The sequence below is a fragment of the Pengzhenrongella sicca genome, from assembly GCF_017569225.1.
Classification (GTDB): Bacteria; Actinomycetota; Actinomycetes; order Actinomycetales; family Cellulomonadaceae; genus Pengzhenrongella; species Pengzhenrongella sicca.
This window is the reverse complement of record NZ_CP071868.1, coordinates 3,433,021-3,453,435: the sequence shown is the minus strand read 5'-3', so window position 1 is coordinate 3,453,435 and position 20,415 is coordinate 3,433,021. Positions and strand designations below refer to the sequence as shown.

General features: G+C 74.1%; 19 protein-coding genes. 4 read left to right on the top strand and 15 right to left on the bottom strand.

Annotated features, from left to right (window positions below; translation table 11 throughout):
* Positions 1 to 23: 23 nt before the first annotated feature.
* The 9 genes from efeB to J4E96_RS15840 form a co-directional block, all read right to left on the bottom strand.
* Complete coding sequence (efeB, locus tag J4E96_RS15880) at positions 24 to 1,385, bottom strand: iron uptake transporter deferrochelatase/peroxidase subunit (RefSeq protein WP_227423034.1); 1,362 nt, start codon at positions 1,383 to 1,385, stop codon at positions 24 to 26.
* 11 nt (positions 1,386 to 1,396) lie between these two features.
* Complete coding sequence (efeO, locus tag J4E96_RS15875; protein WP_227423033.1) at positions 1,397 to 2,590, bottom strand: iron uptake system protein EfeO; 1,194 nt, start codon at positions 2,588 to 2,590, stop codon at positions 1,397 to 1,399.
* 28 nt (positions 2,591 to 2,618) lie between these two features.
* On the bottom strand, positions 2,619 to 3,464 hold the full coding sequence (gene efeU / locus J4E96_RS15870; protein WP_227423032.1) for an iron uptake transporter permease EfeU: 846 nt from the start codon (positions 3,462 to 3,464) through the stop codon (positions 2,619 to 2,621).
* Positions 3,465 to 3,578: 114 nt separating this feature from the next.
* A complete protein-coding gene (locus tag J4E96_RS15865; RefSeq protein ID WP_406619968.1) occupies positions 3,579 to 4,190 on the bottom strand; it encodes an NUDIX hydrolase in 612 nt (203 codons plus the stop codon).
* Between the two features lie 8 nt (positions 4,191 to 4,198).
* Positions 4,199 to 5,986 (bottom strand): acetyl/propionyl/methylcrotonyl-CoA carboxylase subunit alpha, encoded by a 1,788-nt coding sequence (locus J4E96_RS15860; RefSeq protein WP_227423031.1) that lies wholly within the window; start codon positions 5,984 to 5,986, stop codon positions 4,199 to 4,201.
* 215 nt (positions 5,987 to 6,201) lie between these two features.
* Complete coding sequence (locus J4E96_RS15855; protein WP_227423030.1) at positions 6,202 to 6,846, bottom strand: Maf family protein; 645 nt, start codon at positions 6,844 to 6,846, stop codon at positions 6,202 to 6,204.
* Between the two features lie 144 nt (positions 6,847 to 6,990).
* Entirely contained in the window at positions 6,991 to 8,496 is a 1,506-nt protein-coding gene (locus tag J4E96_RS15850) for an HNH endonuclease signature motif containing protein (RefSeq protein ID WP_227423029.1), read from the bottom strand.
* Between the two features lie 102 nt (positions 8,497 to 8,598).
* Positions 8,599 to 9,315, bottom strand: coding sequence for a response regulator transcription factor (locus J4E96_RS15845; RefSeq protein WP_406619966.1), 717 nt, complete (start codon positions 9,313 to 9,315; stop codon positions 8,599 to 8,601).
* Positions 9,312 to 10,526: a sensor histidine kinase gene (locus J4E96_RS15840; RefSeq protein WP_227423028.1), complete on the bottom strand. Its 1,215-nt coding sequence runs from the start codon at positions 10,524 to 10,526 to the stop codon at positions 9,312 to 9,314. The genes J4E96_RS15845 and J4E96_RS15840 overlap by 4 nt, the downstream gene beginning before the upstream one ends.
* Before the next feature lie 203 nt (positions 10,527 to 10,729).
* On the opposite strand from J4E96_RS15840, the gene J4E96_RS15835 reads away from it, so the two are divergent.
* Complete coding sequence (locus J4E96_RS15835; protein WP_227423027.1) at positions 10,730 to 11,362, top strand: vitamin K epoxide reductase family protein; 633 nt, start codon at positions 10,730 to 10,732, stop codon at positions 11,360 to 11,362.
* A gap of 3 nt (positions 11,363 to 11,365) precedes the next feature.
* Here J4E96_RS15835 and J4E96_RS15830 read toward each other — a convergent pair whose 3' ends face one another.
* The 4 genes from J4E96_RS15830 to J4E96_RS15815 form a co-directional block, all read right to left on the bottom strand.
* On the bottom strand, positions 11,366 to 13,120 hold the full coding sequence (locus J4E96_RS15830) for a DUF885 domain-containing protein (RefSeq protein WP_227423026.1): 1,755 nt from the start codon (positions 13,118 to 13,120) through the stop codon (positions 11,366 to 11,368).
* A 72-nt stretch (positions 13,121 to 13,192) separates the two neighbouring features.
* Positions 13,193 to 13,465: an acyl-CoA carboxylase subunit epsilon gene (locus J4E96_RS15825; protein ID WP_227423025.1), complete on the bottom strand. Its 273-nt coding sequence runs from the start codon at positions 13,463 to 13,465 to the stop codon at positions 13,193 to 13,195.
* Positions 13,462 to 14,019, bottom strand: coding sequence for a hypothetical protein (locus J4E96_RS15820; RefSeq protein WP_227423024.1), 558 nt, complete (start codon positions 14,017 to 14,019; stop codon positions 13,462 to 13,464). Before J4E96_RS15820 ends, J4E96_RS15825 begins: the two co-directional genes overlap by 4 nt.
* Positions 14,016 to 15,614 (bottom strand): acyl-CoA carboxylase subunit beta, encoded by a 1,599-nt coding sequence (locus J4E96_RS15815; RefSeq protein WP_227423023.1) that lies wholly within the window; start codon positions 15,612 to 15,614, stop codon positions 14,016 to 14,018. Before J4E96_RS15815 ends, J4E96_RS15820 begins: the two co-directional genes overlap by 4 nt.
* A gap of 149 nt (positions 15,615 to 15,763) precedes the next feature.
* Here J4E96_RS15815 and J4E96_RS15810 point away from each other — a divergent pair, with 149 nt between their 5' ends.
* Together J4E96_RS15810 and J4E96_RS15805 are read left to right on the top strand one after the other, a co-directional pair.
* Complete coding sequence (locus J4E96_RS15810) at positions 15,764 to 16,699, top strand: biotin--[acetyl-CoA-carboxylase] ligase (protein ID WP_227423022.1); 936 nt, start codon at positions 15,764 to 15,766, stop codon at positions 16,697 to 16,699.
* Between the two features lie 88 nt (positions 16,700 to 16,787).
* A complete protein-coding gene (locus J4E96_RS15805; RefSeq protein ID WP_227423021.1) occupies positions 16,788 to 17,879 on the top strand; it encodes an adenylate/guanylate cyclase domain-containing protein in 1,092 nt (363 codons plus the stop codon).
* 12 nt (positions 17,880 to 17,891) lie between these two features.
* On the opposite strand, the gene J4E96_RS15800 is transcribed toward J4E96_RS15805, so the two are convergent.
* Positions 17,892 to 18,626: an SOS response-associated peptidase gene (locus J4E96_RS15800; protein ID WP_227423020.1), complete on the bottom strand. Its 735-nt coding sequence runs from the start codon at positions 18,624 to 18,626 to the stop codon at positions 17,892 to 17,894.
* Between the two features lie 81 nt (positions 18,627 to 18,707).
* Here J4E96_RS15800 and J4E96_RS15795 point away from each other — a divergent pair, with 81 nt between their 5' ends.
* Complete coding sequence (locus tag J4E96_RS15795) at positions 18,708 to 19,937, top strand: multidrug effflux MFS transporter (protein WP_227423019.1); 1,230 nt, start codon at positions 18,708 to 18,710, stop codon at positions 19,935 to 19,937.
* Positions 19,938 to 19,958: 21 nt separating this feature from the next.
* On the opposite strand, the gene J4E96_RS15790 is transcribed toward J4E96_RS15795, so the two are convergent.
* Positions 19,959 to 20,381, bottom strand: a complete 423-nt coding sequence (locus tag J4E96_RS15790) for a VOC family protein (RefSeq protein ID WP_227423018.1) — start codon at positions 20,379 to 20,381, stop codon at positions 19,959 to 19,961.
* Positions 20,382 to 20,415: the final 34 nt, after the last annotated feature.

The window sequence follows — 20,415 nt, the reverse complement described above, 5'->3', positions numbered from 1 at the left end:
CGCGACGAGCGGGCCGCTCCCGCTCAGGTGAACAGGCCCTGCCCGATGTACGCGCCGTCGGCGGTGCCCATCGTCGCACCGCTGGCGACCCCCGGCGGCACGGCCCACAGGCCCGAGCCGGTGTGCCGCAGGTACTCGCTCATCGCGTCGTCGCGCGCGAGCACGGTCTGCATGGGCGTGTACTGCGTGCGCGGATCGCGCACGTACGCGAGGAAGAACAGCCCGGCGTCGAGGCGCCCCAGCCCGTCGGACCCGTCGGTGTAGTTGTAGCCGCGGCGCAGCATCCGCGCGCCGGCGTTGCTCGTCGGGTGCGCGAGCCGCACGTGTGAGTCGGTCGCGATCAGCGGGACGTCCCCGCGGCCCGTCGCGGCGAGGTCGGGCTCGGTGAACTCCGTGCCGCCCGACAGCGGCGCGCCGTCGCCCTTGGTCCGGCCCACGATCGCCTCCTGCTCGCGCAGCGAGGACCGGTCCCAGGTCTCGATCGTCATGCGGATCCGCCGCGAGACGAGGTAGGAGCCGCCGGCCATCCACCGGCTGTCCGTGCCCTCGTCCGCGTCGTCGTCGGCCGCGACCCAGACGTGGTCATCGACCAGCTCGGGCTCCTCGAGCTTGAGGTTCGCCGTGCCGTCTTTGAACCCGAACAGGTTGCGCGGGGTGCGCTGCGCCGTCGACGTCGACGACGTGCGCCCGTACCCGAGCTGGCTCCACCGCACGGAGGCTGTGCCGAACGCGAGCCGGGACAGGTTGCGGATCGCGTGCACGGCGACCTGCGGGTCGTCGGCGCACGCCTGGACGGCGAGGTCGCCGCCCGTGCGCCCCGGCTCGAGCACATCGCCGGGGAAGTGCGGCAGGTCGGCGAGGGCCGCGGGGAGCCGGCCGGCCAGCCCGAAGCGGTCCGCGCCGTCGGCTCCGACGAACAGGCTCCGGCCGAAGCCGAACGTGAGCGTCAGTCCGGACGCGTCGAGGTTCGCGGCCTCGCCGGTGTCGTCCGGCGGCGCGTCGTACGGGCCGGAGTCGGGGCCGAACTCGCCCGCGGGCAGCCCCTGGGTCATCCGGGCCGCCGCCGCGGTCCACCGCCGCAGCAGGGCGACCACCTCCTCGCGCGAGGTGGTGGTGAGGTCCCAGCTCGCGAAGTGCAGGCGATCCTGCGCGGGCGTCACGATGCCGGCCTGGTGCTCGCCGGCGAACGCGTAGCTGCGGGCTGGACCCGCCGGGCCGGCCGCGTCGGCGCCCGCGCGCGCGGCCGCGAAGCCGCCGGCCACGCCGAGGCCGGCGGTCGCCGCGCCGGCCCCGGCGAGGCCGAGGACGGCGCGGCGCGAGATCCCGGGAGTGGCGGCGGGGCTCGACGGGGCGTCGCTCCGGTCGCGGCGCGTGATCCTGGGCATCGGGCGCCTCGCTAGAGCACGACGGCGGAGGTCAGGCGCGAGAGCGGCTCGCCGAGCGCGTCGACCGAGGCCGCGAGGGCCTTGATCTCGTCCTCGGTCAGGTCCGTGTACAGCGCGAACCCGTCGCCCACGCGCTGCGCGTCGAGCAGCGCCTGGACCTGCTCGAACCGCTCGTCCAGGGTCGCGGCGAGGTCGGCGTCCTTGGCCGCGACGACGTCGCGCAGGCCCGCGTAGCCCACCTTGGCGCCGTCGACGTTGGCCTGGAAGTCCCAGAGGTCCGTGTGCGACCAGGCCTCCTCCTCGCCGGTGACCTTGCCCGTGGCGACCTCGTCGAGCAGGCTCTTCGCGCCGTTGCCGATCTGGTCGGCGGTCAGCGTGAACTCGTCGCTGTGCACCCGGTCGTAGAGCTCCTGGGTGTCCGCGACGAGCTGGGCCGCGTAGGTGCTCCGCTGCTCCGGCGTGAGCGGGACGTACTCGGCGCCGCCGTTGTCCGCGGCGACGGGCGCCCACAGGTCCTTCTCGAGCAGGTGCCAGCCGGTCCACTCGGCGCCCGCCTCGACGTCGGCCTCACGCAGGTCCATCCGCGGGTCGAGGTCGCCGAACGACTCCGCGACCGGCTCGATCCGCTCCCAGTGCACGCGGGTCGGCGCGTACGCGGCCCGCGCTGCGTCGTCGTCGCCCGCGGTGTAGGACGCCGCGAAGGCTTCGGTCGCGGTGAGCAGCTGCTCGGTCTGGTCCTTGACGTACGCGACGTAGTTCGTGGTCGCGACCTCGAGTTGGTCGGCGACGGCGCCGGTCGGGCCGACCTGTGCGCCCGAGTCGGTGACGGTGAAGTCGGCCCGGATGCCCTCACCGACCATGCCGGGCTTGCACGCCGTCTGGTAGCTGCCGGGGCGGGCCACGAGCACGAGGTCGCGCGTGATCCCCGGGCCGATGTTCTCGACCTCGGAGAGGATCTGCAGTCCGTCCTCGGCCAGCAGGTAGAACTCCGTCACCTCGTCGCCCGAGTTGGTCACCTCGAACACCACGTTGCCCGACGGCGCGGTGTCGCCCGAGAGCACGCACGCGTCGGCGCTCGAGTCGACCGTCAGCGTGGCGGCGCCGCTCGTGCCGTCCGGAGTCGAGGTGTCGTTCGGGGTGCAGGCGACGAGCGTGGCCAGCAGGGCTGTGGCCGCGACGACGGCGCGAGTCCTGGGTGCGGGCATGGGAGTTCCTCCGTGGTGGGTGCAGCGGTCAGGTGGCGGGGTGCAGCTGGGCAGCAGGGCGGGGCGCCGGGTGGTTGAACCAGACGCTGCGCACGAACAGGGTCAGGGTCACGCTCACGTAGGCGACCCAGACGATGAGCTCGAGCCAGGTCGTGGCGGGGGAGAAGTTGAAGACGCCCTTGAGGAGCGTGCCGTACCAGCTGGACGGCGGGACGGCGGCAGAGACGTCGAACGCGAGGTTCGTCAGGCCGGGCAGGATCCCGGCCTCCTGCAGGTCGTGCACGCCGTACGCGAGGACGCCGCCGGCGACGACGATCAGGAAGATCCCCGTCCAGGCGAAGAACACCCGCAGGTTGAGCCGGAGCGCGCCGCGGTAGATCAGCCAGCCGAGCACCAGGGCGGTCCCGAGGCCGAGCGCGGCGCCGACCAGCGGCCGGGTCGACGAGCCCGTGGCGGACGCGGCGGCCCACAGGAACAGCGCCGTCTCAAGCCCCTCGCGCCCGACGGCGAGCAGCGCCATCACGAGCACGGCCCAGCGCCCGGCGCTGATCGCGTCGTCGAGCTTGTGCTGCAGGTCCGCCCGCAGGTGCCGCGCGGTCCGGCCCATCCAGAAGATCATCCAGGTGACGAGCCCGACGGCCGCGATCGACAGCGTCCCGCCGATCGCCTCTTGCGCCGTGAACGTCAGGCACTGGGGCCCGTAGGTCAGGGCGGCGCCGAAGCCGAGGGAGACGACGACCGCGAGGCCGACGCCGAGCCACACCTGCGGCAGCAGGTCGCGGCGCCCCGACTTGACCAGGTAGGCGACGAGGATGCCGACGACGAGCGCGGCCTCGAGGCCTTCGCGCAGACCGATCAGGTAGTTGGCGACCATGGGGCTCTCTCGGGGTGACGGGACGGCGTGCCCCTCCGCGCCACGCGGGTGAGGATCGCCTTACCTAACCATCGGAGACTACCCGACGGCGGGGCGCCCGCGACGTGACGGTCCTCACGTCGGACGCGCGGCGCCGTCCGGCGTCGGACCGGTGCCCGGCGGCGAGTCCGCGGGTCGCTCGATCAGCTCGCGCAGGTGGCCCCACGCCGCGCCGAACGCGGGCAGCAGCGGGAGCCGCTCGACGTCGTTGAGCCCCACCCAGCGCACCTCGACGCTCTCGGCGTCGGTGGCCGCCGGCTCGAACGGCACGAGCGCATCGGCGAGCACGGTCGTGTAGGTCCAGCCGCCGTGGTCGAGCACGACGGCGCCGCGCAGGCGGACCGCGGCGGCCGGGATCCCGGCCTCCTCGGCGGCCTCGCGCAGCGCGCCGCTCTGAGCCGACTCGCCGGGGGCGAGCGCGCCGCCGGGGAAACCCCAGGTGCCGCCGAGGTCGCTCCACAGCGCGCGGTGCTGGAGCACGACGGCGTCGGCCGTGCCGTCGGCGCCGCGCCGCGCCAGCAGCAGCCCGGCGGCGCCGTGCAGGCCCCAGTGCCGATGGCCCTGGCCGCACAGCGCCCAGCCGTCGCCCGCGTGCCGATGGAACGGGCCGGGCGGGCGCGTCGGGCCGGGCGGCCCGGCTGGCGTGGGTGGCTCCGCTGGTGCTGGCGGCCCGGACGGTGCTGGCACGGCGCCGATCAGCCGACGATGTCGCAGATCAGCGTGCCGGCGCCGACGCTGGCGCCCACGCCGGCAGCGAGGCCCGAGATGCGCCCGGCGCGGTGGGCGAGCAGTGGCTGCTCCATCTTCATCGCCTCGAGCACGACGACCAGGTCGCCCTCGGCGACGTCCACACCGTCGGCGACCGCGACCTTGACGATCGTGCCGGTCATCGGCGAGCACAGCTCGGTGCCCGACGCGACCGCCGCGGACCGGGTCGGGGTGCGCCGGACCGGACGCCGGGCCCCGGGGGAGCGGCGGCCGAGCGACAGGCCCGCCGGGATGACGACCTCGAGCCGCTTGCCGCCGACCTCGACGACGACGCGCTCGGTCAGGACCGGCTCGGGCTCGTCGTCCGCCGACGACGGCGCGGACGTCTCGGGATCGGCGCGCAGCCCGGCGAGGCGGTCGGCGAACTCGGTCTCGATCCAGCGGGTGTGGATGGTGAACGGTTGCTCCGGGTCGGCGGGCACGAACGCCGGTTCGTCGAGCACCGCGCGGTGGAACGGCACGACGGTGGGGATGCCGACGATCTCCAGCTCGGCGAGCGCGCGGCGGGCACGCTGCACGGCCTGGGTCCGGGTCGCGCCGGTCACGATGAGCTTGGCGAGCATCGAGTCGAAGGCGCCCGAGATGGAGTCGCCCTCGACGATGCCCGAGTCGACGCGGATCCCGGGGCCGGTCGGCAGGCGGAACCGGCTCACCCGGCCCGGGGTCGGCAGGAAGTTCGCGGCCGGGTCCTCGCCGTTGAGGCGGAACTCGAACGCGTGCCCGCGTGTGGTGACCTGGTCGTAGCCGAGGGGCTCGCCGGCGGCGAGGCGGAACTGCTCGCGCACGAGGTCGATCCCGGTGACCTCCTCGGTGACCGGGTGCTCGACCTGCAGCCGCGTGTTGACCTCGAGGAATGAGATCGAGCCGTCGAGCGCGACGAGGAACTCGCAGGTCCCCGCGCCGACGTAGCCGGCCTCGCGCAGGATCGCGATGGAGGCGGTCACGAGCTGCTTGTTCTGCAGCTCGGACAGGAACGGCGCGGGCGCCTCCTCGACGAGCTTCTGGTGCCGGCGCTGGAGCGAGCAGTCGCGGGTCGAGACGACGACGACCGTCCCGTAGGCGTCCGCGAGACACTGCGTCTCGACGTGCCGGGGGTTCTCGAGGTAGCGCTCTACGAAGCACTCGCCGCGGCCGAACGCGGCGGTCGCCTCGCGCACGGCGGACTCGAACATCTCGTCGATCTCGTCGGTCGTGCGGGCGACCTTGAGGCCGCGGCCGCCGCCGCCGAAGGCCGCCTTGATGGCGACGGGCAGGCCGTGCTGCGCGGCGAACTCGTGGATCTCGGCCGGGTCCTCGACGGGCTCCGACGTGCCCGGCACGAGCGGCGCGCCGGCGCGCTGGGCGATGTGCCGCGCGCTGACCTTGTCGCCGAGCGCCTCGATGGCGGCCGGCGGCGGGCCGATCCAGGTCAGGCCGGCGCCGATGACGGCGCTCGCGAACTCTGCGTTCTCGGCGAGGAAGCCGTAGCCCGGGTGCACGGCATCGGCGCCCGCGCGCCGCGCGACGTCGAGCAGCTTGGCGATGTCGAGGTAGGTCTCCGCGGACCGCATCCCGTTGAGCGCGAACGCCTCGTCGGCGAGGCGCACGTGCAGCGCCTCGCGGTCGGGGTCGGCGTAGACGGCGACGGACGCGAGTCCGGCGTCGCGGCAGGCCCGGACGATGCGGACGGCGATCTCGCCACGGTTTGCGACAAGGACCTTTGAGATGGCGGGCACGGCTCACCGTAACGCCCGGCGCGGGGCGGGTCCGCCCTGGCGCGCTGCAAGCGCCGAAGATTGGGGGAATCCCCAAGGCAGCGGCGACGGTTTTGGAGGAATCCGCACAAGACGGCGGCCAGGTGTCCACTTCGCTGGGGCCAACTTGTACTCACCGCACAACGGTGCCGTGGACGCGCCGTGCCCTGGGGAGGCTGCGGTTCGGCTCGAGCGCGCTAGCGCCAGAGGTCGGAGATGGCCACGCCGACGTCGGCGAGAAGGCCGCGCAGCAGCGGCAGGCTGATGCCGACGACGCCGTGGTGATCGCCCTCGATCCCGGTGACGAAGGCGCCGCCGAGGCCGTCGATCGTGAACGCGCCCGCGACGGCGAGGGGCTCGCCGGTCGCGACGTACGCGTCGATCTCGGCGTCGCTCAGGTCGGCGAAGTGCACGATCGTCGACGACGTCGCCCCGAGCGTCCCGCCGGTCCCGCCGGCCGCGGGGTCCCGGTCGTCGATGAGCCAGTGCCCGGTGTGGAGCACGCCGGTGGCGCCGCGCATGGTCCGCCACCGCGCGGTGGCCTGTGCCGCGTCGGCGGGCTTGCCGAAGATCTCGCCGTCGAGCTCGAGCATCGAGTCGCAGCCGAGGTAGAGCAGGTCGTCGCCGTCGGACTCCACCTGGTCCTCGACCACCCACTGGGCCTTGGCCTGCGCGAGGACGAGGACGGCGTCGGCGGGCTCGAGGGTGCCGAAGCGCGCGCGCGCGGCCGCGAGCACAGCCTCCTCGTCGACCTCGGAGGAGACGACGAGGGCATCGATGCCCGCCGCAGCGAGGGTCGCGCGTCGGGCGGGGGAGGCGGAGGCGAGCAGCAGTCGGGTCACGGCGAGCCAGCGTACCGGCGCGCCGTGCGCGGTAGCCGAAGGGTGCGCCGGCGGCGAGGAGGGCCGGCCGGCGGCGAGAAGGGCTCGGCGGAGAGAGGGCCGGCCGGCGGGAAGACCGGCCAGCGGGAAGAGGGGGTTCGCGGTTCAGAAGGGTGGGTCGTCGGGCTGGGGTTCGTGGAGCCAGGGCCGATCGGGTGGCGGCGGCTCGGGATTGACGTCGGTGGCCGGTCGCTTGTAGCGGTGTTTGGTGGGTGAGGTCCACCAGGTGTCGCCGGTGGTGGTGTCGAGGTCGGGGTGCCAGCCGCCGTAGGTCTTGGCCCGGTGATGGTGGCGACACAGCGAGTGCAGGTTCTCCGCGCAGGTCTGCCCGCCGAGGTCGGGGTGGTTGTGGTCGTAGGGGTCGCGGTGGTCCAGGTCGCACCGCCACGCCGGCATCCGGCACCCCACGAACGTGCACGTTGTGTCCCGGGCCAGGACGGTGCCGGTCAGGTCGGCGCCGGGCCGGTACCCGCGCGGCCCGATCCCGGTCACGCACCCGGTGGCGGGGTCGGTGAAGATCCGCCGCCACGTCGCGTCCGCCGCGATCGCCCGCACCAGATCCGCCGGGATCGGCCCGTACCCGGCCAACTCCCCGGGCACCTCATCCAACCCCAACAACGTCGTCGCAGCCGCGGTCACCTGCAGGTGCGGTCGACGACCGTGCTCGGTCTTCAAGACCCCGCCCGGCAGTGCGGTGGTGGGGGCGATGCCGGTGGTGAGGATGTCGGCGCAGAGGTCGGTCAGGGCGTCCGCGCGCCGCGCCGCCACCCCGCGCGGGTCGGCGGGGTCCGCGGACGCCGCGATGGCGTCGATCGCGGTGAACACGGTCATCGCGTCCTTGGCGGGTAGGTACGCGGTCAACCACGCCATCACCCCCGGCGCCGGGCTGACCCGCACATTCCTGTCGGCGGCGTCGCGGGCGCGCCGCTCGGCCACGGCGGCCGGGTTCACGGTCAGCTCGACCTTGCGCAGGCGCGCCTTCAACGCCGGCACCGTCAAACCCGCCGCGACCGGCAGCACCGCGTCCAGGACGGCGGCGGCCGCGTCGTCGTCCAGGTGCCCGACCCCGTCGACCAGGGCGGTGGCCTTGCGGTGATCGATCACCCCAACCGCCAACGCCTCATTCACCGCCGGCCACGCCGCCAGCGACGTCCCGAGACTGACCTTCGCCTCCGCCACCGACCGGGACATCACCAGCACCGACGCGACCTCATCACCCACGAACTCACCCAACCGCTGCGCATCCCGGCGCCGGGCCAGCTCGGCGATCATCTCGCCCTGCCGCGCCGCGGCGAGTGAGGTGACGCGTTCCCAGGCGGCGATCGCCTCGATCAACACCGCATCATGCACATCCGACGGGGACAGGCCCTCGAGCAGGTCCACCAACGGCGAGCCCGGCGCCTGCCCCATCAACGCGGCGGACAACGCGATTTGATCGATCGGCCCCGCGATGCAGGACCCCGCCGCTGCGGCCTGCGCCAACGCCGCCCCCGCCTCCGCAAACACCCGCCCGAGCAACAGCCCGAACGTCACATCCACCGAGGCGCCCGCGACCGCCAGCCCGGCCCCCGCCGGGGCCCCCGTTACCTCGTCATCGCTCGGTTCGAACATGTGTACAGACTAGGACGGACCACCCACACGCAGCCCACCCCGCAACTGACCTGTGCACGCACACACGCAGGCCCGGCCGCGGCGCCCCGTGGAATCAGTCATCTAGCGGCGCTCGGCGTCGTGAAGGCAGAGCGCGACCTGCACCCGGTTGCGTGCGTCGAGCTTGTCGAACAGCCGCCCGACGTGGGTCTTGACCGTCGGGACGCTGATGAAGAGCGTGGTGGCGATCTCCGCGTTCGACAAGCCCCGACCGATGGCCTCCGCGACCTCGCGCTCGCGCTCGGTCAAGGTCGCCAGGCGGGCGAGCGCGCGAGTGCTCGGCGCCACGGCCGGGCGCCGGGCGACGGCTGCGATGAGCTGGTCGGTGACCGACGGCGAGAGCATCGACCGGCCCGAGGCGACGAGGTGAACCGCGGCGATGAGCTCGTCGGGCGGGGTGTCCTTGAGGAGAAATCCGCTCGCGCCGAGCCGGAGTGCACTCAGAACGAGGTCGTCGGTGTCGAACGTCGTCAGGACGACGACCTTGAGCTCAGGGTTGGCGGCCCTAGCGGCTTCGGTGGCCGCGAGCCCGTCCTGACGGGGCATGCGGATGTCCATGAGGACGACGTCGGGTCGGGTACGGGAGAGGACCGCGACGGCCTCGATCCCGTCCCCCGCCTCGCCGACGATCTCGATCGAGCGGTCGCCACCGAGAATCAGCCGCAGTCCTGCGCGCACGAGCGCCTCGTCGTCCACGAGGACCACCCGAAGCGGATCGGGCGCGACCCGCGGATCGGGCTCGTCACGCGCGGCCCGCGGAGGGGTCGACGGCGACGTCACGTCGGCCACGGGAGCGACGCCCGGACGACGAAGCGGCTGTCCGCGCCGACGCCGTGGGCGAGGGTGCCGCCCGCGAGGCGAACCCGTTCCGAGAGGCCGATGAGGCCGAGCCCGGCACCCGGCGGTCGCGCCGTCCCACCCGTTCGCGGCTCCGTCGGCGGGAGCGGGTTGGTGATGACGAGCGTGAGCTCGGCGCCCGGGTGGCCCGCGACGTCGATCAGGACTTCCTGCCCCGGTGCGTGCTTGCGTGCGTTGGTCAGCGCCTCTTGGACCACCCGGTAGGCGTTCCGGCTGGTCCGTACCCCCAGACCAGCGATCTCGGCCGAGACCTGCGGGTCGACGTCGTACCGGACGCTCGTGCCCGCCGCGACGCTCTCGGCGACGAGGGCCGGCAGGTCGGCGAGCGTCGGCTGGGGGCGCGGCGGCCCGCTCTCGGCGTCGTCCTCGCGAAGGACGCCGAGCACATCTCGAAGCTCCGTCAGTGCGAGATGGGCGTTGTCCCGGATGATCTCGGCCGCTCCCGCCGTCTCGGCGCGGGTCAGGTCGTCGCGGAAGGCGAGGCCCCCGGCGTGCAGCGCGACCAGGGAGATGCGGTGCGCGAGGACGTCATGCATCTCGCGCGCGATGCGCGTGCGCTCGGTCGCGCGAGCCTGCTCGATCCGGGTGACCTGCTCGCGCTCGGCGGTCTCCGCCCGGTCCCGCAGCGTGGTGAGGAGCTCGCGCCGACCTCCGAGGTACAGCCCGATGAGGACGAGTGCGCCGTAGAGGCCGAGTCCGGTGAGCGCGAGCGCCCACCAGGGGTACTCCACAGCGGCCGGATTGACCAGCTCGTACAGCGCGGCCGACGCGGCGCTCGCACCGGCGACGACGGCGATCTCCGGCCAGCGGCGCCGCGTCGCGACCGAGATGATCGCGATGACCGCCGCCCCGACGGCGAGCACCGAGAAGCCGCTGAGCGCTCCGATCGCCACGGCCATCGGAACCGGGGCGGACCGCCGCAGCGGCAGGAGGCAGATCGCGACGATCCCCAGCACGAAGTCGAGGGCGACCAGGCCCCCCGCGAGTTCGGGATCCTCCGGCAGGATCGCGCCGAACGCGAGGAGGCCGACCAGTGCCGCCACCGCCACGCGCCAGGTCGTGCCCCACACAACGCGGCCCCGGCGCGTCGTCGGCGCCGTCATGAGTGGGGGAGCGATCGCTGCTGTCGTCATTCCCGCAGCCTAGGTTCGGCCGAACCCGGCGGGGATCGGCCGCAGGTCGCCATCGCTCTACGACCAAAGTTGCGGCCCACGGCCACGGCCCCGGCCACGGCGTCGCGGCGGCGGGTGGGCCGCCGCACGTGGCCCGCCCGCATAGCATTGTCACGACGCCGTGGGGTGTCGGCACAGCTGGACTCGGTGGAGATGAGGCGCGGGTGACGCAGGTGATCGATGAGCGTGGCGGCAGGCTGCACCGGCTGCGGCAGTCCGATGGCTGGATCTTCGGCACGATGCTGTTCTCGGCCTGCCTGAGCCTGCTCGCGTCGTTCGTCCTCTCGGTCGACGCGATCGAGCTCGCCCGCGACCCGTCCGCGAGCCTGTCGTGCGACATCAACTCGGTCATCAGCTGCGGTGCGGTCGGACTGTCCTGGCAGGCGAGCCTGCTCGGCTTCCCGAACGCGTTCCTCGGGCTGATCGCGGAGTCGGTCGTCATCACCGTCGCGGTGGCGAGCCTCGGCGGGGTGCGCTTCCCGCGCTGGTTCATGTTCTCCGCGCAGGTCGTCTACACGATCGGCCTGCTCTTCGCCTACTGGCTGTTCGCCCAGTCGATGCTCGTGATCAACGCGCTGTGCCCGTGGTGCCTGCTCATCACGCTCTCGACCACGCTCGTGTTCTCGACCTTGACGCACTTCAACGTGCGCGAGGACAACCTGTACCTGCCGCGCGGGCTCCAGCGCCGCGCCGCGGAGTTCGTCCGCAGCGACAGCGACCTGTTCGTCGTCGCCACCTGGCTCGTGCTGCTCGTGGCCCTGATCCTCGCGAAGTACGGCGCCGCGATCTTCGGCTGACGCTCAGGCGAGCGCGGCCCGCAGCACGTCGAGGCCGACCGAGCCGAGGCCCAGCGCGCGGGCGTGGAACGCGCGCAGGTCGAAGTCCTCGCCACGCGCGGCGGCCGCGGCCGCCGCGTCGTCGCGGGCCCGCTCCCACAGCCGCTGGCCGATCTTGTAGGACGGGGCCTGGCCCGGCCAGCCGAGGTAGCGGTTGAACTCGAACCGGACGAACGGCTCGGGCATGTTCATGTTCGCGCGCAGGAACTCCCAGCCCTTGTCGGCGTCCCACGTCCCGCCGCCCCAGCGCTCGGGGGCCGGCAGCCCGAGGTGGACGCCGAGGTCGAACACCACGCGGGCGGCGCGCATCCGCTGCCCGTCGAGCATGCCGAGCCGGTCGCCCAGGTCATCCAGGAAGCCGAGGTCGCCCATCAGCCGCTCGGCGTAGAGCGCCCAGCCCTCGCCGTGGCCCGAGACCCAGCACGCGAGCCGGCGCCAGCGGTTCAGCGTCGCGCGGTCGAATACCGCTTGCCCGCACTGCAGGTGGTGTCCGGGGACGCCCTCGTGGAACACGGTGGTCTTCTCGCGCCAGGTGCTGAACTCGGTGACCTCGGGCGGGACGGACCACCACATGCGGCCGGGGCGCGAGAAGTCGTCGCTCGGCGCCGTGTAGTAGATGCCGCCCTGCTGGGTCGGCGCGATCAGGCACTCGAGCGCGCGCACCGGGGCCGGGATGTCGAACTGCGTGCCGTCGAGGGCCGCGATCGCGGCGTCGGACGTCGCCTGCATCCATGCGCGCAGCGCATCGGTGCCGTGCAGCGTGCGGCCGGGGTCGGCGTCGAGCACCGCGATGGCCAGCCGGACGACATCGCCGTCGCCGGTGGCGCCGTCGCCGACATCGCCGTCGGCGGCGAGGCCCAGGATCTGTTCGGCGACGGCCTCCTGCTCGGCGACCACCCGCGCGAGCTCCTCGAGCCCCCAGGCGTACGTCTCGTCGAGGTCGACGGCGGCGCCCAGGAAGTAGCGCGACCACAGCGCGTACCGCTCGCGGCCGGCGGCGTCGGCCGCCGGGGCCTGCGGCGCGAGCTCCTCGCGCAGGAAGCGCGCGAGCTCGCGGTACGCCGACCGCGCCGCCTCGGCGCCCCGCGCAAGGTCGGCGCGCACGCGCTCGGCCACCGGCGAGTTGGCGAGCGCCTCCTCGACGTCCGCACCGGAGCTGAACGCGGTGAAGAACGACGTCTCGGCGTCCGCCTGCTCCTGCGCCTGGGCCGCCGCCTCGTCGACCTGCCGGGCCGCGGCGACGAGGCCGCGCGCCGCGCCGGCGGCGAGCGACTGCGTGTAGCCCTCGACGGCGCTCGGCAGCGCGTTCATGCGCGCGGCGATGTTCTCCCACGCCGCGACCGTGTCCGTGGGCATGAGATCGAACGTGTCGCGGAGCACCTGCACCGGCGAGGCGATGTTGTTCAGGCTCGCGAGCCACTCGCCGGCGTCGTCGAGCTCCAGGTCGAGCCCGATGCGCTCGCGCATCGCGGCGGCCGTCACCGCGTCGACGGCGTCGGTCGGCGCCTGGGCGGCGAGCTCGACGAGGACGGCGCGCGCGGCATCGGCCCGGGCCGCCAGGCCCGCGGGGGAGAAGACGGTCATCGCGCCGTCGAAGCCGGCGATGCCCATGGCGGTTGCGGCGAGCGGGTCGAGGCGCGCAATCGTGTCGACATACCGGTCGGCGATCTCGTCGATCGGGCTCGCGGCGCGGACGACGGAAGCGCTCAGATCTGTCATCCCCCGGACGTTACCCGCGCGAGGTCGCCGCTGGTGGGAGCTGCACAGCGGGCGCCGCGGCGGTTCGTGCCGTCAGGGGTGCAGGCTCCAGCGCCACGTGTCGGGGCCGGGCGCGGCGCCGGCGCCCGGGCGCATCGTGCGGGTGCGGTCGGACCAGGCGCCGACGCCGGGCGCCGGGCCGTCGTCGTGCTGCTCGCCGGAGACCGCGACCAGCCCGGCGACCAGGGCCGCGAGCTCGAGGTCGTCCGGCTCGCCGCGGACCACCTGCACGCGGGCCGGCTCGACGCGGTCCGGCTCGGTGCCGGTGCCGCTGCCGTCGCCCGGGTCGCCCGCCCGGTCGGTCACGCCTCGTCCTCGCCGTCGTCGCCGAAGCCGTCGAAGTCGGCCGGCTCGCCGCGCGCGGTCGCCCACTCGACGACGTCGAAGCCCGCGTCCACGAGCCGGACCACGAGGTCCTCGCCGCCCTGGTCGAGCAGGTCGAGCACGGAGTCCATCGTCACGTCGCTCGCGCCAGCCGGGGGGCCGACGACGAAGCCGAGGTGGAACACCTCGGTCGTGTCGGCCGGCGGCGGCGCGTCCAGGTGGCCGACCTCGTGCTCGTGGTCGGTCTCGTCCCACGCCATCGAGGTCAGGTCGGCATGCAGGCCGAGGCGCTCGTGCACGAGGTCGTACAGCTCGGCGTTCAGCGTGCCGACCCGCGCCTCGAGCGCGAGCACCCGCGGGTCCTCGTCGGCCTCGTGCGAGCCGAACTCGGCGCGGACGCCGACGGCCGTGCCGAGGTACTCGTGCAGCGCGGCCGCGAGCGCGTCGACCACCGCGTGCAGCGGCGCCGCGTCGACCGGGCCGAGCGGCTCGTCCGCGTGGGCCGCGCCCGAGGTGTCGTGGCTGTGGTCGCTCACAGCGGGATGTTCCCGTGCTTCTTGGCGGGCATGCTTGCCCGTTTGGTGCGCAGGGCCTGCAGGGCGCGCACGATCTGCACGCGCGTCGTCGACGGCTCGATGACGGCGTCGACGTAGCCGCGGTCGGCGGCGTCCCAGGGGTTCACGATGGCGTCCTCGTACGCGTTCGTCAGCCGCTCGCGCTCGGCCTCGACGTCGCCGCCCGCGGCGGCGACCGTGGCGAGCGCGCGGCGCTGCAGGATGTTCACGGCGCCGCCCGCGCCCATGACCGCGATCTGCGCCGTCGGCCAGGCGAGGTTCACGTCGGCGCCCAGCTGCTTGGACCCCATCACGATGTACGCGCCGCCGTAGGCCTTGCGCGTGATCACGGTCACGAGCGGCACCGTCGCCTCGGCGTAGGCGTAGATGAGCTTGGCGCCGCGCCGGATGATCCCATTCCACTCCTGCTCGGCGCCGGGCAGGAAGCCCGGCACGTCGACGAACGTCAGCACGGGCAGGTTGAACGCGTCGCACGTGCGCACGAACCGGGCGGCCTTCTCAGCCGCGTTGATGTCGAGCGTCCCGGCCATGTGCATCGGCTGGTTCGCGACGATCCCGACGGGGTGGCCCTCGACGTGGCCGAAGCCGATCAGCACGTTGCGCGCGTACAGCGGCTGGACCTCGAGGAACACGCTCTCGTCGAGGACGTGCTCGACCGCCGTGCGCATGTCGTAGGGCTGCGAGTCGGAGTCCGGCACGAGCGTGTCGAGCTCGAGGTCGGCGTCGGTCACCTCGAGCGGCGCGTCGCTGCCCGCGAACACGGGCGGGTCCGTGAGGTTGTTCGACGGCAGGTAGGACAGCAGGGACTTCACGTAGTCGAGCGCGTCGTCCTCGTCCGCCGCGAGGTAGTGCGCGACGCCGGAGCGCTCGTTGTGCGTGTGCGCCCCCCCGAGCTCCTCGAGGCCGACCTCCTCGCCCGTGACCGCGCGGATGACGTCCGGGCCGGTGATGAACATGTTCGACGTGCCGTCGGCCATCACGATGAAGTCGGTCAGCGCGGGGGAGTACACCGCGCCGCCCGCGCTCGGGCCGAGGATGAGCGAGATCTGCGGGATGACGCCCGATGCCGCGACGTTGCGGCGGAAGATCTCCGCGAACTGCGTCAGGGCCGCGACGCCCTCCTGGATGCGCGCGCCCCCTCCGTCGGCGATCCCGATCAGCGGCACCCCGGTCCGCAGCGCGAGGTCCATGACCTTCGTGATCTTCTGGCCGTGCACCTCGCCGAGCGAGCCGCCGAAGACGGTGAAGTCCTGGGAGTAGATGCACACCTGGCGGCCGTCGATCGTGCCGTGCCCGACGACGACGCCGTCGCCTGGGATCCGCTTCTTCTCGAGCCCGAAGTTGGTCGACCGGTGCCGCGCGAACGCGTCGAGCTCGACGAAGGAGTCCTCGTCGAGCAGGACCGCGATCCGCTCGCGCGCCGTCTTCTTGCCGCGCGGATGCTGCTTGGCGGCCGCGCCCTCCTCCGGGTCGACGGTCACCGCGCGGTCTCGCGCGCGCAGGTCGGCGAGCTTGGCGGCCGTGCCGGTACCCGGGTCGTCAGTTGCGTCAGTCACCCGGCGAGCCTAGTTGCCAGGCCCCGCCGCGCCCCGCACCCCACCCCGCACCCCACCCCGCACCCCACCCCGCGTCCGCCCCGACCCCGCCCCGGATCCGCCGAGGCCGGTCCTTCGCAGAACCGCGGTGGGGGCGCGAGGATGGGGGGATGGACGATGGGGCGATGGCGGCGGACGAGGCAGCGGGTGCAGCGGCGGACGAGCGGGCGGACCCGGGGAGCGGGGCTCGGAGCGGGTTGCGGGCGTCCGTGCTGCGCGAGCTGTTGCTCGAGCCAGCCGGGCCGCTCGGGCGGGTCGAGGTCGTCCCGCGGATCGGCTCGACGAACGCCGAGCTCGCGCGCGCGTTCGCCGCCGACCCGGCGGCGTGGCCGGGCGTCGGCCTGCTCGTCGCGGACCACCAGGAGGATGGCCGCGGGCGCGCCGGGCACGCCTGGGTGACCCCCGCCGGCGCCGCGCTCACGCTCTCGATCTCCGTCCGGGTGAGCATGCCGCCCGACGCGCTCGGCTGGCTCCCGCTGCTCACGGGCCTCGGGGCGGTGCACGCGCTGCGCGCGACGACGGGCGTGCAGGCGACCCTGAAGTGGCCGAACGACGTGCTCGTGCCCGCGCCCGACGGGACGGACCTGGCGGGCTGGGGGAGTCGGCGCAAGGTCGGCGGCATCCTGTGCGAGCTCGTGCACACCCCGGCCGGGCCCGTGGCGGTCCTGGGCATCGGCGTGAACGTCTCCCAGACGGCGGCCGAGCTGCCCGTGCCGAGCGCGATCTCCCTCGCCGGGGCGGGGGCCCGCGACCTGGACCGTGAGGTGCTGCTGGTCGCGCTGGTGACCGCGCTCGCCGAGCTGCAGGGGCGGTGGCACGCGGCGGGGTCCGACGCGCTCGCGTCGGGTCTCGCGGACGAGGTCGAGTCCGTGTGCGCCACCCTCGGCCGGCGCGTGCACGTCGCGCTGCCCGGCGGGCAGGAGCTGGTCGGCCGCGCCACCGGGCTCACCCGCGACGGCGCGCTCGCCGTCCGCGACGACGCCGGGACCGAGCACGTGGTGCTCGCGGGCGACGTGCTGCACCTGCGCGAGCACTCCGCCGTCTGACCGCCGGCTGTCTGACTGCCCGCCGTCTGACCGCCCGCCGTCCGGCCGCCGCGGTCGGCGGCCGCCGGACGCGGGCTAGCCTGGGGTGATGCAGCACACAGCCGTTGGACCGGGCCAGGAGCCTGCGGCGGTGGACTCGACCGTCGGCGGGCTCGACGCGTTGCTGCTCGGCGGCGCTCGGACGCTCACGCTCCGGGACCTCGCCGAGCGGTCCGGGCCCGACGTCGACGTCGAGGACGCGCGGGTGTTCTGGTCGACGCTCGGCCTGCCGCACGCCGACCCGGACGACCCGGTGTTCACCGAGGACGACGCCGCCGCGATCATGCGCGTCGCCGCGCTGATCCGGTCGGGCGAGATGAACCGGCGGACCGCCGTGACCCTGACCCGCGCGCTCGGGCACACGTCCGAGCGCCTCGTGCTCTGGCAGGTCGAGGCCCTCGTCGAGGACGCCGCGGCGCGCTACCAGCTCGACGACACGAGCGCGCGCCTGGTCGTGCTCGACCGCCTCGCGCAGACCGGCCCGCTGCTCGAGGCCCAGCTCGTCCACTCCTGGCGCCGGCACCTCGCGGCCATGGCCGGCCGGATCGCCGCAGAGTTCGGCGAGGTCGGCGCCGTCGACCACCCGGACCCCACGGCGCTGCCGCTCGCGCGCGCGGTCGGGTTCGCCGACATGGTCTCGTTCACGCGCCGCACCGCCGGCCTCGGCCCGACGGACCTGTCGGCGTTCGTGCAACGGTTCGAGACGATCGCGCGGGACGTGGTCACCGAGGCGGGCGGGCGGGTGGTCAAGACGATCGGGGACGCCGTGCTGTTCATCGCCGACGACGTCGCGACCGGCGCCGACGTGGCGCTCGGCCTCGCGCGCGTGCTGGGCACGGAACTGGACGTGGCGGCCGAGCGCACCGCGGGCGGGCTCGCGGAGGGCGCGCGCGGGGTCACCCCCGTGCGGGTCGGCTTCGTGCAGGGCCGCGTGCTCTCGCGGTTCGGCGACGTGTTCGGGGCGTCGGTGAACCTCGCCGCCCGCCTGACGGACATCGCCGAGCCGAGCACGGTCCTCACGGACGAGACGACCGCGGCGCTCCTCGCAGCGTCGGGCCGGTTCCGGCTCGCGCCGCAGCCGGTCCGCGACCTCGCCGGCCTCGGGGCGATCTCCCCGGTCCGGGTCGAGTCGATCGACTGACGGTCGCCCGCGTCACAGCGGCAGGATCAGCTCCGGGCCGTTCGTGCCGACCGTGTTGACGGCCGTCGAGACCGGGGTCAGCTCAAGGCGGGGTGCGTTCGAGGCGAGCTGCGCGGCCGCCTCCTCGGCGCCGACCGCCGGGTCCAGCCAGGCGTCCCAGCGGTCCGGGAGCAGCATCACCGGTTGCCGGTCGTGGACGCGGCCCATCTCGTCCACCGCCGTCGTGGTGATGATCGTCGCGGTCACGAGCCAGCGCGACGGATCGTCGGCGGCCTTGGCGGGGTCGGTCCAGAACTCGTACAGGCCGGCCAGCGCGAGCGACCCGCCGTCGCCCGGATGGAGATAGATCGGCTGCTTGCGGGCCCGCGGCCCGGCGCCCGGCTCCGGCGGCAGCCACTCGTAGTACCCGTCGGCGGGCACCAGCGCGCGCCGGCTCGCGGCGGCGCGCCGGAACGCCGGCTTGGTGAGCACCGTCTCCATGCGCGCGTTGATCATCTTGGCGCCGATCGACCGGTCCTTCGCCCAGGACGGCACGAGCCCCCAGCGAGCGGCGCGCAGGGTGCGCTGGATCGCCCCGTGGGAGCCGTCGGCCAGCCGCTCCGGCCGCTCGACGATGATCCGGATCGGGTCGGTCGGGGCGACATTCCACGACGCGGGCAGCAGCCGGACGTCGTCGGCGATGGACGCGAGCGCGAACTCGTCCGCCAGATCCTGGGCCTCGCGGAACGAGGCGTAGCGACCGCACATGGCACCAGCGTGCCGTATGGGTCCGACGTGCGCTGCCCGGCGTCGGCGGCGCGCACGCGAACGGATGAGAGAATCGTCGCGATGGAAAACGGCGGCCCCCTCAGTCCCCCCGCCCCTCGCTCGACCGGCAAGTACATCCTGCTGCTCGGCCTCATGTGCGCCCTGCCGGCGGTGACCAGCGACATCTACGTGCCCTCGCTGCCCGACGTGGCGCGGGACCTCGCCACGTCGACCACCGCCGTCCAGCTGACCATGACCGGCGTCCTCGTCGGCGGCGCGTTCGGCCAGCTCGTCGTCGGACCGCTCTCCGACCGGCTCGGGCGCCGGCTCCCCGTGCTGATCGGGGTCGCGATGCACGTGCTGATCTCGCTCCTGTGCGCCGTCGCGCCCGGCATCGGCTGGCTGATCACGCTGCGGTTCCTGCAGGGGTTCTTCAACGCGTCGGCGACCGTGGTCGCGCTCGCGGTCATCCGGGACCGGTTCGTGGGCGCCGACGCGTCCCGCCTGCTGTCCCGGCTCATGCTCGTGATCGGCGCCGCGCCGATGTTCGCGCCCTCGCTCGGCGGGGTCATCGCGGGCCAGTTCGGCTGGCGCGGGGTGTTCGTCGGGCTCGCGCTGTTCGGCGCCGTGCTCTGGGTCGTGGTCTGGCGGCGGCTGCCCGAGACGCTGCACCCGGAGTTCCGCCGCGAGGCCGGCCTCGGCCCGGCGCTGCGCGGCTACCGCGAGCTGCTGCGCGATCGGCACTTCGTCGCCGTCGCGGTGCTGCCGGGACTCGGGATGGGCCTGCTGATCAGCTACGTCGTCGGCTCGCCGTTCGTGCTGCGCGAGGGCTACGGGCTGTCGGCCAACCAGTTCGCGCTGCTGTTCGCGGTCAACGGCATCGCGCTCGTCGGCGGTGCGCAGATCAACGCCGCGCTCGTGCGTCGGATCGCGCCGATCCGCATCCTGCGCGTCGCGCTCCCGGCCTCGCTCACGATGTCCGTCGTGCTGCTCGCGATCGCGCTCACGGGCTTCGGCGGGCTGTTCGGCCTGCTGGTCGCCCTGTGGCTGCTGCTGCTCCTGGTGAACTTCGTCCCGCCGAACGCCTCAGCGATCGCCCTCAACCGGTACGGCGCGATGGCGGGCACGGCGGCCGCGTTCCTCGGCTCGATGCAGACCGGCATCGCCGGCGTGGTGAGCCCGCTGGTCGGAGTCCTCGGCGGCGACGCGCGCGCGATGTGCCTGGTCATGGTCGGGTGCGCTGCGACGGCGCTCGCGGTGCTCGCGCTCGCGACCCCGGCGTACCGGCGCGGCGGCTGGCACAGCCTGTAGCCCTGCGCCGGGCGTGCCGGCTCAGGTGTCGTGCAGCCAGGGCGTGAAGCAGACCCCCACGATCATCCCGTCCGGCGTCTGCAGCCGCGCGATGATCTGGTGCCACGGCTCGGTTCGGGTCGGGTGCAGCAGCCGGTAGCCCTTCGCGACGAGCTCGCTGGCCGCCGCCTCGACGTCGTCGACCTCGAACTCGACGCTCGCCTGCGGGACGGGGTGGTCCTGCGGCCACTGGTCGAGGCCGAAGCAGGCCTGCGCCGCCTCGGCGAGCGGCCAGACCCCGAAGTGCTTCGCCCCGGGGATCTCCTCGGAGAACACGTACTGCGAGTCCTCCTCGGCGGTCACGGCGGAGCGCAGGGGCAGGCCGATCGCGTCGCGGAACAGGCGGCGGTCCGCGGTCGGGTGGTTGCTCACGACGGTGAAGCTTGCGATGAATCGGACGTCCATGGTCGCCACCCTAGGGCGGCTCGGCGGCCGCGCC